Below are 12,331 nucleotides of genomic sequence, written 5' to 3' on the forward strand. Positions count from 1 at the left end.
GCCCCTCAGAGCACGACCGAAGGGGCCGAACGGTGGACGATCAACTGCTGATCCTCCTGTCCGAGGAGGGAGCGGACCCCGAGCAGGTGGAGCGGCTGACCCGCTATCTGCGCGAGGAACTGCTCGAACTCGATGTCGCCGACGTGAGGTCCGTGTCCGCGGGCGAGGCACCGCCCGGCGCTCGGGCCGTGGACGTGACCCAGGTCGGCTCGCTGCTGGTGGACCTGAGCGGTTCCGTCACCGGCCTTTCCCAGGTGATCGGCGCGCTGCGCGGCTGGCTGAGCCGCCACCGGGGCACCACCCGCCCATCACTGCGGCTGCGCCTGGACGGTGACGAGGTGGAGATCTCGCACGCCACGGACGAACAGGTCACGCAGGCCTTCGACACCTTCATCAGCAAACACACCCGGGCGGCGAACCCGCCATGAGCGGCTCGCGCCACGCCCTGATCATCGCCAACGCCCGGTACGACGACACGGGGCTGAAGAAGCTGCGCTCCCCGGCCTCCGACGCCGAGGCGCTCGCCGGCGTCCTCGGCGATCCCGAGGTCGGGGACTTCGACGTCGAGGTGGTGCGGGACGAGCCGTCGTACGTGATCCGCCGTCACATCGAGCACTTCTTCTCCGAGGCCCGCCGCGACGACACGCTGGTGCTGCACTTCTCCTGCCACGGTCTGAAGAGCGAGTCGGGCGAGCTGTATCTCGCGGCCAGTGACACCGAGCCCCGGCTGCTCGACGCCACGGCGGTCCCCGCCCACTTCGTCCGCCGGTGCATGTCCCGCAGCCGGGCCGGCTGCACCGTGCTGTTCCTCGACTGCTGCTACGGCGGGGCCTTCTCCCGGGGTTCGTCCTCCGTACGCGCCGCGGGCGACGTGAACGTGCTCGACTCCTTCGCCACCGACAAGCCGGCCGGCGGCCGGGGCTGGGCCGTCATCACCGCGTCGACGTCCATGGAGTACGCCATGGAGGCCGGTGAGCTCAAGGAGGGCTCCAGCGCACCGCCGTCGGTGTTCACCCACGCGGTGGTGGAGGGGCTGGCGACCGGTGACGCCGATCTCGACGACGACGGCGAGGTCTCGCTGGACGACCTCTACGACTACGTCTACGACCACGTACGGGACCAGAATCCCAACCAGACGCCGAGCAAGACCGTCGAGATGCGGGGCGGCATGCATGTGGCGCACAGCCGGCGCCGCCGGCTCCGGATCGAGCCCGTCGCCATCCCGGCCGAGTTGCAGAGCGCTCTGCGCAGCAGGAACGCCTTCACCCGGCGGGGCGCCGTCGTCGCCCTCCGCGACCGGCTGCGGGACGCGCGGCTGCCTGTGGCGGAAGGTGCCCGGCAGGCCCTGGAGAAGATCGCGCAGGGCGATGTCCAGGAGGTCGCGGTCAAGGCGGAGGAGGCCCTGCGGGACGTCCGTCTGCGACCGTCCACGGAACGCCTCGACTTCGGGGAGGTGGCGCGGGGCTCCGCGATGCCGCACCGGCGCGTGATCCTGGACGGCATTCCGCTCGCCCGCTGCTGCGCCGCCCAGCCCACAGTGCCGTGGCTGCGGGTCGCGGACTCCGCCGAGGGGCTGGACGTCGGCGTCGACACGCATCGGGAGGGGCGTCTGACGGGCGACATCGTGCTGAAGGGGGTGGCCGACGAGGCGGTCGTCACCGTGACGGTGGCGGTACGGGCGGCGGTGCCGAGGGGGCCGGCGGCGGAGGGGACGCGGGAGGCCGGGGCACGGCGCGAGGCGGAGGCGGAACGGGAGGCCGAGGCGGACCGGGACATGGGGCTGGACCTGGAGTCCGCGGGCGAACCGGAGTCCGAGGAGACGGAGGCGCCCCCTCCGATGAGCAAGGCGCAGCGGGCGGCGGCGGCCCGGCGGGCGGCGGAGGCGGCGGCCGCGGCGGAGCGCGAACGCGAACGCGCGGCCACGGACGAGGAGCGGGCGGAGGGGAAGCCGTCCCCCACGACGAAGGCCGAACGGGCCGCCGCCGCGCGACGGGCGGCGGAGGAGCGGGCCGCCCAGGCGGAACGCGCCGCCGAAGCCGCCCGGCTGGCTCAGGAGGAACGCGAGGCCCGGGAGGCACGCCGGGCTCGGGAGGAACAGCGGATACGGGCCGAGGAGGAGCGGCGGACTCGCGAGGAACAACGAGCTCGGGAGGAACAGCGGCTACGGGAGGAACGCGAAGCCGAGAAGGAGCGGCGGGCTCGGGAGGAACAGCGGATACGGGCCGAGGAGGAGCGGCGCGCTCGGGAGGAACAGCGGCTACGGGCCGAGGAGGAACAGCGGGCTCGCGAGGAACAGCGGCTACGGGAGGAGCGGCAGGCCCGGGCGGAGGCAGAGCGACGGGCGAGGGCGGAGCAGCAGGCCCAGGAAGAACGGCGAGCCCGCGCCGAGGCGGAACAGCGGGCCCGAGCGGAGCAGCAGGCCCAACAAGAACGGCAGGCCCGCGCCGAGGCGGAACGGCAGGCCCGCGAGCGTGAGGCATGGCAGAGACGGCAGGGCGAGTGGCCCACGCCGCCGTCAGGGCCACCCCGGCGCCCCCCTCCCCGGCTGCGGCGCGCGGTCGTGATGGCCACCGGCGCGCTGATCCTGGCCGGCGTCTCCGTGATCGCGTTCGTGATGATGGCCGTGGATGTGCCGGAAGCCGTGAACGAGCGCCGCGACGAGGGGACCTCCGGTGAGATCGAGTGGGCCGTCCACGACCTCGGCATGCTCACCCCCCTCACCGTCTCCCTGGTCACCGCCGTGGCGGCGCTCCTGCTCGTGCTGCTCGCCCGCTACGACGTGAAGGCCCACCACGACGGCTACTCGGACGCGTCGAGGAGCGCCACGAGGAGCCTGACCGGCGTGGCGAAGTTCTTCGCCGCCCTGACCCTGGTGCTGGGCACGCTGGCCACCCTCGCCTACCTCATCGGCAGCAACTACTGGTGACCGTCGCCTACTTGAGCAGCCGCGACATCCTGCGGTCGGCGAGCGGTCGGCCGCCCGTCTGGCAGGTCGGGCAGTACTGGAGGGAGGAGTCGCTGAAGGAGACCTCGCGGATGGTGTCGCCGCACACCGGGCAGGGTTCGCCGGTGCGGCCGTGCACGCGCAGGCCGCTCTTCTTCTCCGCCTTCAGACGGCCCGCCGCCAGCCCCCGGGAGCGTTCGACCGCCTCCGTCAGGGTCGTGCGCAGGGCCTCGTACAGGACGTGGGTGTCCTGCGGGGTCAGGGACGCGGCGAGCTTGAAGGGGGACATGCGCGCTGCGTGCAGGATCTCGTCGCTGTAGGCGTTGCCGACGCCCGCGATGAGGCTCTGGTCGCGCAGGACGCCCTTGATCTGCCGGCGTTCCGTGGACAGCAGCGCGGCGAAGCGCTCCTCGTCGAAGTCGCCGGCCAGCGGGTCGGGGCCCAGCCGGGCCACGCCCGGGACCTGGCCGGGGTCGTGGACGACGTACACCGCGAGGCGTTTCTGTGTGCCGGCCTCGGTCAGGTCGAAGCCCTGGCCGGTCTCCAGGGCGACCCGCAGGGCGAGGGGGCCCTTGCCGGGACGCGGGACGCCGTCCGGGAGGCGGTCCTTCCACTGGAGCCAGCCCGCGCGGGCGAGATGGGTGACGAGGTGCGGGCCGCCGTCGGTGCGCAGGTCGAGGAACTTGCCGTACCGGTGCACCGCGGCGACCCGGTGGCCCTCGACGGCGGTGACGGGTGGGTCGTAGGTCTTCAGGACGCTGATCGCGACGGGCAGCACCCGGACGATCTCATGACCGACGAGGTTCTCGGTGAGGAAGTCCTTGAGCGCTTCGACCTCGGGGAGCTCCGGCATACGTCCAGGGTGCCACCCGCCCTCAGCCGTGGCCCGGTACGACGAACTCGCACCACACGCACTTCCCGCCGCCGCGCGCCTCCACGCCCCACACGTCGGTGAGGAGGTCGACGAGGAGCAGGCCCCGCCCGGACACGCCCGACTCCCCCGCCTCGCGGCGGCGGGGCAGCGCGCTGGAGGAGTCCTCCACCTCGACGCGCAGCCGGGAGTCGAGGGAGGTCAGCATCCGCAGGGTGACGATCGCGGAGCCCTCGGTGTGCATGAGCGCGTTGGTGATCAGTTCATCGGCGACCAGCTCGATCTCGTCGGCGCGGTCGCGGGCGCCCCACGCGCGCACGGCGGCGCGGATCATGTGGCGGGCGTGGGTGAGCGCCTCGGGATCGCCGGGTGCCACGTGCTGCTGGAGCCGGCCACCGGCCTGCCGTGTGTCGTGGCCGCGCCGACGCAGCAGGAGCAGCGCCACGTCGTCGTCGCCGCCGCGCTCCTCGGCCAGTTCGATGAGACGGTCGGCGAGGGCGCGGACGTCCGCGGGAGCGGCGGCGATCAGCGCGGTCAGCTCCCGCATGCCGTCGTCGAGGTCGGTGCCGGGCTGCTCGACCAGGCCGTCGGTGCACAGCAGCAGTGTGTGGCCGGGGTCGAGTTCCACCGTGCCGACGGGGTACTGGAGGGTGCCGAACTCGGCGGACAGGCCGAGCGGCAGCCCGCCGGGCACGTCGACGCGGCGGCAGGTGCCGTCGGTGGCGCGCACCAAGGGGTCGATGTGGCCGGCCCGGACGACCTGGACCACGCCGGTGGACAGGTCGGCCTCGGCGTAGAGGCAGGTGGCGAAGCGGTCGGTGTCCAGTTCGTTCAGGAAGACGGAGGCGCGGGCCATCACCGCGGCCGGGGTGTGGCCCTCGGCGGCGTAGGCGCGCAGCACGATCCGCAGTTGGCCCATGACGGCGGCGGCGTGCGTGTCGTGGCCCTGGACATCGCCGATGACCGCGCCGACGCGCCCGCCGGGCAGCGGGATCAGGTCGTACCAGTCGCCGCCGATGTCCCGGCCGAGGGACCCGCCGATGGTCGCGGCGCGATAGCGGACGGCGACGTCGGCGCCGGGCACGCTGGGGATGGTGCGCGGCAGCATCGCCTGTTGCAGTCCCTGGGCGATGTCCTTCTCCTGCTCGTAGAACATCGCCCGTTGCAGGCTCTGCGCGATGCTGCTGCCGAGTGCGACGAGGATGTCGCGCTCCTCGGGTCGGAAGCCGCTGCGGTCGCTGTAGAGCAGGCCCATCGCGCCGATCGGGCGGGCCTGCACGATGAGCGGCAGATAGGCGGCCGCGGTGATCTTCAGATCGGTGATGTGCGGCCAGAGGATCGGATAGCCGGCGGCGAACTCCTCGGGCGACTCGATGAACCGGGGGGTGAGCGTGCGGACGACCTCGCTCATCGGGTACGGCTCGTCGATCCGGGTGACCAGGGTGCCCGGGACGAAGCTGCCCTCGGGCCCCTCGGCGATCAGCCGGATGCGGCCGGCCTCGACCAGGCCCATGACGAGGCTGGTCGCGCCGAGGTGGGTGAGTCCCTGGGTGTCCTTGAGGACGTCGATGACGTCCTGCACGGTCCGGGCGTGCGCGAGGGCCGCCGTGGTGAGCTGCACGACGTTGGTCTGCGCGCGGCGGACGTCGTCGTGGACGGCCGCGTCGTCGCGGTCGGCGAGGTCGCTGAGCTCGGCGGTGGCGTCGCGGATGATGCCGATGATGCGGCGGGGGCGGCCGGTCTCGTCGCGCCGGATGTAGCCCTGGGTGTGGGTCCAGCGCAGGGCGCCGTCGCGCAGCCGGATACGGAAGTAGGCGCCGTAGTTCTCGCTGCCGTCCTTGATGGCCTGGGCGACCAGCGCGTCCAGGCGCAGGGCCTCGCTGCGCGGGACGCGCACTCCCAGCGACTCGGGGTGGCCGTCGTACTCGTCGGGGCGCAGGTCGAAGATCTCATGGGCCTGGGCGTCCATGTGGAACAGCCCGGAGTCCAGGTCCCAGTCGAAGCTGCCCATGTGGTTGAGCGCCAGGATCGGATCCGGGTGGGCGGGCCAGTCCTCCGGGAGGGACAGGGCGCTCGCTCCCCGATCAGCCATGGGGCCACCTTGCCAGCATTTGTCTGATTCTTCGAGTCAGCCGCCGAACACGCCGACGGGGCTGGCGAAGATGCTGTCGGTCGCGTCCGGGTCGCCGGGGTCGTCCGGTATCAGACCGCCCCCGTCGGGGAGGTCGGGGATCTCGGGGACGCGCTCGGGGCCGATCTCCTCGACGGCGTAGGGATCGGGATCGAGATCGGGATCGTACGGATCCGGCACCACCGCCTCCGGGACGGGCTCGGGCGCGGTGTCGCCGTAGGGTTCGGGACTCCCGGCCACCGACACCACGGGCAGGGTCGGCGCGTCGTACATCTCGCCCCCCGCCCGATCGTCACTGTCCGTGTCGCCCGCGCAGCCGACGACCAGTGCCGTCGAGAGCACGCAGGCCGCACCCAGGACTCCGAAGGACGTCCGCACCTGAATCACCCGCCTTGTTTCCGGCAATACGTCACTATTGTCTGCTTCACTCGCTTGGGTTACGCAAGCGGAACGGTGGAACACGCACCGTGACGAGGGGGAGAATGGCGGAGAGGAGCGCATGGCCGTGGACTGGTTCGCCGCACCCGAGTACTGGCTGAGCCGGCTGGTCTTCCAGCGGGCCCTGGCCGCCGTGTATCTCGTCGCGTTCCTGACGGCGGCCCTGCAGTTCCGCGCGCTCATGGGCGAGCGCGGCATGCTCCCCGTGCCGCGTTTCGTGGCCCGGGTGCCCTTCCGGGTCGCCCCGAGCCTCTTCCATCTCCACTACTCGGACCGCTTCTTCGCGGCCTGCGCCTGGGCGGGCTGCGCGGTGTCGGCGGCGCTGCTGGCCGGGCTGGACTCGGTGCTGCCGCTGTGGGGCGCGATGCTGCTGTGGCTGATCCCGTGGGCGCTCTACCTCTCGATCGTCAACGTCGGCCAGACCTGGTACTCGTTCGGCTGGGAGTCGCTGCTGCTGGAGGTCGGCTTCCTCGCGGTCCTCCTCGGCAACGACGAGGTGGCGCCGCCGGTCGTGGTGCTGTTCCTGCTGCGCTGGATCCTGTTCCGGGTGGAGTTCGGCGCGGGCCTGATCAAGCTGCGCGGCGACGCCTGCTGGCGCAAGCTGACCTGTCTGGACCACCACCACGAGACCCAGCCGATGCCGGGCCCGCTCAGCTGGTTCTTCCACCATCTGCCCAAGCCCCTGCACCGGGTCGAGGTGGCGGCGAACCACGTCACCCAACTCGCCGTGCCCGTCCTGCTGTTCACCCCCCAGCCGATCGCCACGGCCGCCGCCTCGCTGATGATCCTCACCCAGCTGTGGCTGGTGCTCTCGGGCAACTTCTCCTGGCTGAACTGGATCACCATCGTGCTGGCCCTGTCGGCGGTCGACTTCCAGGGCACCGCGCCGTCCGTCTCCGGGCCGCCGCTGTGGTACGAGATCGTGGTCCTCGCCGTCGCCGCGCTGCTCCTGGGCCTCAGCTATCACCCGGTCACCAACATGATCTCGCGCCGCCAGGTCATGAACCGCTCCTTCGACCCCCTCCATCTGGTCAACACCTACGGCGCGTTCGGCACCGTCAGCAGGGTCCGCTACGAGGTGGTGATCGAGGGCACCGACGACGACGTGCCGCGCGAGGACTCCGACTGGCGGGAGTACGAGTTCAAGGGCAAACCCGGCGATCCACGCCACTGGCCGCGGCAGTTCGCGCCCTACCATCTGCGGCTCGACTGGCTGATGTGGTTCGCGGCGCTGTCCCCCGCGTACGCCGGGTCGTGGTTCGGCGCGCTGGTGGAGCGGCTGCTGGAGAACGACCGCGACACCCTGAGGCTGCTGCGCCGCTCCCCCTTCCCGCCGGACGCCCCGCCCCGCTACGTCCGCGCCCGCCTCTTCCGCTACCGCTACACGACCTGGCGCGAGCTGCGGGAGACGGGCGCGTGCTGGGACCGGACGTACGTCCGGGAGTTCATGCCGCCGACGCGACTGGCGAGGGTGGCCCAGAGGTCGTAGCGGCGAGCATCCGCCGCAGGGGGCCACAGGGTGCTCCTACGGCCTTCGTCGAGCAGCCGTCCGATAGCTGTCAGGCACCTTCACTCGCCGGTAAGCTCACGGTTCCCGCCCATCCCGAGGAGCGCCCGTGACCAGTTGGGTCGGCCGCACCGCCGCCGAGATCGCCGCCGCCGTCCGCGAGAAGCAGGTCACCCCTCGTGAGGTGGTGGCCGAGCATCTCGCCCGGATCACACGGCTCGACGACCGGATCGGCGCCTTCCGGGTCGTCCGGACGGAGGCCGCGCTCGCCGAGGCCGACGAGGTGGGCTCCCGCCCCGACCTGGCCGAACTGCCCCTGGCGGGCGTGCCCGTGGCGGTCAAGGACAATCTCGCCGTGCGCGGCGAGTCCACCCGGGTCGGCTCCGCCGCGACCCCGGACACCCCCGCGCGCGAGGACCATGTGACCGTGGCCCGGCTGCGGGCCGCGGGAGCCGTGGTCGTGGGGCTGACGAACGTGCCCGAGCTGTGCATCTTCGGGACCACCGAGGGCGTCCACGGCACGTCGCGCAATCCGTGGGACACCACGCGCACGGCGGGCGGCTCGTCCGGCGGCAGCGCGGCCGCGGTCGCCGCGGGCATGGTGCCGATCGCCCTCGGCAACGACGGCATGGGCTCACTGCGCATCCCCGCGGCCAACTGCGGTCTGGTCACGATCAAACCCGGCTTCGGCGTGGTGCCGGCCGGTATCGGCGACGGCGACTGGTTCGGCATGTCGGAGAACGGCCCGCTCGCGACGACGGTGGAGGACGCGCGGCTGATGCTGTCGCTCCTCGCCGACGCCGAGGTCCCACGGCGGGAGGCGCCCACGGCCCGCTCGGTCGCCGTATCGCTGCGCAGCCCCGTCACCGGGGTCACCGTCAGCCGGCCCTACGCGGCCGCCGTCCGGGAGGCCGCCGGACTGCTCATCAAGGCCGGTCACCAGGTGCGCCGCGCCGATCCGCCGTATCCGCTGTCGCTGAACCTCGTCTCGCTCGCGCACTGGACGGCGGGGACGGCCGTGGACGCGCGGAACCTCGACGCGACGCTGCTGACCCGACGGACCCGGGTCCACGCGGCGATCGGACGCCGGTTCCTGGGGCGGGTGCGCAGCGGTGGGAGCCGCGAGGAACTGCGCCAACGCCTGGAGCCGTTCTTCGCCGAGTACGACGTCCTGCTCACGCCGGCGCTCGCCCGCCGGTCCCCCCGGGCGGCGCCCTGGCACGAGCGGGGCTGGCTGCGCAACCTCGCCGTCAACTCGGCCTACTCGCCGTTCACTCCGCCGTGGAACCTCACCGGCTGGCCCGCGATGTCGGTCCCGCTCGGCACGCTGCCGTCCGGGGCTCCCTGCGCGGTCCAGCTGGTGGGCCGACCCGGTTCGGAGGCGCGGCTGCTGGACCTGGCGGAACAGCTGGAGGACCTGCGTCCCTGGCGGCGGACGGCACCGCTCGACTGATCTGCCGCGGACCGGTGCCCAGGCCGAAGCCGCGGCCGGTCGGTGGCCGCGGCTTCTCGGTGGATCGATCCCGCCGGTCAGTCCACGCTGGGCAGGATGTGCGGTTCGGCGAGGTCGTCCTCGTAGCCGGCCAAGCGGATCGGGGCGGAGCGCGCCCACACATCGAGGCTGCCGAGCTGTCCCGGCCTACGGCCGGCTCGCTCCGGACGTTCCTTGGGGCGTTGTTCTCGATTCGTCTTCTCCGGTGTCACCGCGCACTCCTTATGTGTCGGGTCACCCCGCTGGTCGTGCTACAGATTAACCAAATGAGCAGAGCCCTGCTCGATAGCGCTGAAAATTTGGGGTAACCATGGCAAGTCACCCATGTGTCGTCCCAGGTGAATTGACCTGAATGCCCGGTAATTCACCCTTAGTAGCTCACTCCTTCGGCCTACGGAGGGCGAGCCCCACGGCGAGTCGGCCGGTCAGTTCAGACGCCGTTGGTGCGGGCGCAAGCTCACCCTGATCTGCTGGTGTGCCGCAACGGCTGTCTCGCGGGAGGACTGACGCATGGAGCTGCGCAGCGTCGAGGAGCTGATGGACCTGCTGTACGCCTGCCGGGGGGTGTGGGACGCCCCGGCGCGCGGCGGCCCCGCGGTGGACCTGCACGATCACGCGCTGCAGACCGCCGCCCTGCTGCGCCGAGGCCGCCCGGCCGACAAGGAGCTCCAGCTCACGGGGCTGATCCACCCCGTCGGCCGGCTGCTGTGCCCGACCGACGCCGCGGTCCGCGCCGAGCTCACCGCCGACGCCGTGCGCCCCCTGCTCGGCGAGCGGGTGGCCGGCCTGATGCGCCGCCACCCCTGGCAGGACACCTTGGCCGACGACGATCTGCAGCGTCTGCGCCAGGCCGACGAGGAGGCCCGGACCGCGGGCTTCGACGCCGGTGTCCTGGAGGACTGGCGGACGGTACTGGAGCTGGTCGCCGAACGACACGCACGCCTGGGCGCGGTCGACTGAGCCGTGCGAAGGGCCCCGGCCGTCGCACTCAGGGCAGGCCCTGCAGTCGCAGCCCGCGAAGAGCCCGGCCGTCGCCGCTCGGGGCAGACCCCGGCCATCGCCGCTGAGGACAGCCCCTGCGCGCGGTGCGATCATGGAGGTGGGACCGCCGGGCGGCACGTCTCGGCGCACAGGACGGGACGCTCCCGGCCGGTCGCCGCCGAGGAAGGTGGCGGACATGAGCCAGACGGAGCCTCCCCCGCGCCGCCCGCGCACCGTGGCGGAGCACCATGCCCTCTCCCGGATCGTTCTCTTCTACGCGCTCGCCCTGGCCGCGGTCCTCGCCGGGGTGGCCGCGCTGCTGTTCGGGATCGCCTGGTCGGACATCGCCGACAGCGCCCACCCCTTCTGACGGCCCGGGAGACGGCGGCGGGGACCTACCACTTGCCGGGCGCGTAGTCCTTCAAGAAGACCCCGTAGACGTCCTCGCCGGCCTCGCCGCGCACGATCGGGTCGTAGACGCGGGCCGCGCCGTCGACGAGGTCGAGGGGGGCGTGGAAACCCTCCTCGGCCAGTCGCAGCTTGTCGAAGTGGGGGCGCTCGTCGGTGATCCAGCCGGTGTCGACGGAGGTCATGAGGATGCCGTCGGTCTGGAACATCTCCTGGCCGCTGGTCCGCGTGACCATGTTCATGGCGGCCTTGGCGGCGTTGGTGTTGGGGTGGCCCGCACCCTTGTAGCCGCGGCCGAAGACGCCCTCCATCGCGGAGACGTTCACGACGTACGCCCGGCCGCTCGCCGCCTTCTTCGCGGCCTCGGCCATGCTCGGGCGGAGCTTGCTGATCAGGATGAACGGCGCCGTGTAGTTGCACAGCTGGGTCTCAAGGAGCTCCACCGGGGAGATCTGCTCGATGGTCTGCACCCAGGTGTTGGTGTCGACGACGTCGGGGACGAGGCCACCCGCGTCGATGGCGGTGCCGTCGAGGTGCTTGGCGACGCTGGCGTTGCCCGCGACGAGCGCGAGGTCGGCGACCTGCTGGGCGTCGATGCCGGAGATCCCGGCGGGCAGCGAGGCGAGGCCGTCGACGGCGCCGGAGCCGAAGGCGCCGATGACGTGGTGGGCGGGCAGCTCACCGGCGGGCAGCGGGGCGCTCTCGCCCTCGACCAGGGCGGCGTACGCGGACGGCAGACGCCGTACGGTCTGGGTCGCGTTGTTGACGAGGATGTCTAGGGGACCGGCCTCGGCGACCTGGTCGGCGAGGGCGACCGCCTGGGCCGGGTCGCGCAGGTCGATGCCGACGACCTCCAGGCGGTGCATCCAGTCCCCGGAGTCGTCCATGGCCTTGAAGCGGCGGATGGCGTCCTTGGGGAAGCGCGTGGTGATGGTCGTGTGGGCGCCGTCGCGCAGCAGCCGCAGCGCGATGTACATGCCGATCTTGGCGCGGCCGCCGGTGAGCAGGGCGCGCTTGCCGGTGAGGTCGGCGCGGGCGTCGCGCTTGGCGCGGTTCAGCGCGGCGCAGTCCGGACAGAGCTGGTGGTAGAAGTAGTCGACTTCCACGTACCGCGTCTTGCAGGTGTAGCAGGAGCGGGGGCGCTGGAGTATCCCCGCGATCTTGCCGGCCTCGGTGACGGACGACGGCAGGATGCCCTCGGTCTCGTCGTCGATGCGCTGCGCGGAGCCCGTGGCGGTGGCCTCGGTGACCGCCTTGTCGTGGGCGGTCTTGGCGGCCCGGCGCTCCTGGCGGCGGCGCTGCTTGACGGTGCGGTAGATGCCGGCGGTGGCCCGGCGCACGGCGATGGCGTCGGGGTGGTCGACCTCCAGCTTGTCGAGCTCGTCGAGCACGCTGAGGCAGACGGCCAGCCGCTCGGGGTCGATCCCGGGGCCGTACACGACCTCGTCCACGGCCTCTTCCGTGATCGCCGAGCCGTCCTCTGTCACCGTCATCGCGCTGCCGTTCCCTGCTGCCCCGTGCGGCGCTCCGACCGCGTCCGCTTTCGAACGGTGAATTCT

Annotated in this window: 11 protein-coding genes; 6 read left to right on the top strand and 5 right to left on the bottom strand. The window is 72.3% G+C overall.

Annotation, left to right across the window (positions count from 1 at the left end; all coding sequences use genetic code 11):
• Positions 1-32: 32 nt before the first annotated feature.
• On the top strand, positions 33-428 hold the full coding sequence (locus ACZ5NW_RS21480) for a hypothetical protein (RefSeq protein WP_468745463.1): 396 nt from the start codon (positions 33-35) through the stop codon (positions 426-428).
• Positions 425-2,926, top strand: coding sequence for a caspase family protein (locus ACZ5NW_RS21485; protein ID WP_468745464.1), 2,502 nt, complete (start codon positions 425-427; stop codon positions 2,924-2,926). Before ACZ5NW_RS21480 ends, ACZ5NW_RS21485 begins: the two co-directional genes overlap by 4 nt.
• Before the next feature lie 7 nt (positions 2,927-2,933).
• Here ACZ5NW_RS21485 and ACZ5NW_RS21490 read toward each other — a convergent pair whose 3' ends face one another.
• The 3 genes from ACZ5NW_RS21490 to ACZ5NW_RS21500 are packed head-to-tail and all read right to left on the bottom strand — an operon-like array spanning position 2,934 to position 6,324.
• On the bottom strand, positions 2,934-3,797 hold the full coding sequence (locus ACZ5NW_RS21490) for an Fpg/Nei family DNA glycosylase (RefSeq protein ID WP_468745465.1): 864 nt from the start codon (positions 3,795-3,797) through the stop codon (positions 2,934-2,936).
• A gap of 22 nt (positions 3,798-3,819) precedes the next feature.
• Entirely contained in the window at positions 3,820-5,907 is a 2,088-nt protein-coding gene (locus ACZ5NW_RS21495) for a SpoIIE family protein phosphatase (RefSeq protein ID WP_468745466.1), read from the bottom strand.
• A gap of 36 nt (positions 5,908-5,943) precedes the next feature.
• Positions 5,944-6,324 (bottom strand): hypothetical protein, encoded by a 381-nt coding sequence (locus tag ACZ5NW_RS21500; RefSeq protein WP_468745467.1) that lies wholly within the window; start codon positions 6,322-6,324, stop codon positions 5,944-5,946.
• Positions 6,325-6,451: 127 nt separating this feature from the next.
• Here ACZ5NW_RS21500 and ACZ5NW_RS21505 point away from each other — a divergent pair, with 127 nt between their 5' ends.
• Together ACZ5NW_RS21505 and ACZ5NW_RS21510 are read left to right on the top strand one after the other, a co-directional pair.
• On the top strand, positions 6,452-7,873 hold the full coding sequence (locus tag ACZ5NW_RS21505) for a lipase maturation factor family protein (protein ID WP_468745644.1): 1,422 nt from the start codon (positions 6,452-6,454) through the stop codon (positions 7,871-7,873).
• Positions 7,874-8,000: 127 nt separating this feature from the next.
• Positions 8,001-9,344 (top strand): amidase, encoded by a 1,344-nt coding sequence (locus ACZ5NW_RS21510; protein WP_468745468.1) that lies wholly within the window; start codon positions 8,001-8,003, stop codon positions 9,342-9,344.
• A gap of 77 nt (positions 9,345-9,421) precedes the next feature.
• Here the strand turns inward: ACZ5NW_RS21510 and ACZ5NW_RS21515 are convergent, their stop codons facing one another.
• Positions 9,422-9,595: a hypothetical protein gene (locus ACZ5NW_RS21515; protein WP_101924606.1), complete on the bottom strand. Its 174-nt coding sequence runs from the start codon at positions 9,593-9,595 to the stop codon at positions 9,422-9,424.
• A 298-nt stretch (positions 9,596-9,893) separates the two neighbouring features.
• Here ACZ5NW_RS21515 and ACZ5NW_RS21520 point away from each other — a divergent pair, with 298 nt between their 5' ends.
• A complete protein-coding gene (locus ACZ5NW_RS21520) occupies positions 9,894-10,343 on the top strand; it encodes a hypothetical protein (RefSeq protein ID WP_468745469.1) in 450 nt (149 codons plus the stop codon).
• A gap of 217 nt (positions 10,344-10,560) precedes the next feature.
• Positions 10,561-10,734: a hypothetical protein gene (locus tag ACZ5NW_RS21525; RefSeq protein WP_468745470.1), complete on the top strand. Its 174-nt coding sequence runs from the start codon at positions 10,561-10,563 to the stop codon at positions 10,732-10,734.
• Positions 10,735-10,759: 25 nt separating this feature from the next.
• Here the strand turns inward: ACZ5NW_RS21525 and ACZ5NW_RS21530 are convergent, their stop codons facing one another.
• Positions 10,760-12,265 (bottom strand): SDR family NAD(P)-dependent oxidoreductase, encoded by a 1,506-nt coding sequence (locus ACZ5NW_RS21530; RefSeq protein WP_468745471.1) that lies wholly within the window; start codon positions 12,263-12,265, stop codon positions 10,760-10,762.
• Positions 12,266-12,331 lie beyond the last annotated feature (66 nt).

The organism is Streptomyces sp. NPDC032126, from assembly GCF_055580085.1.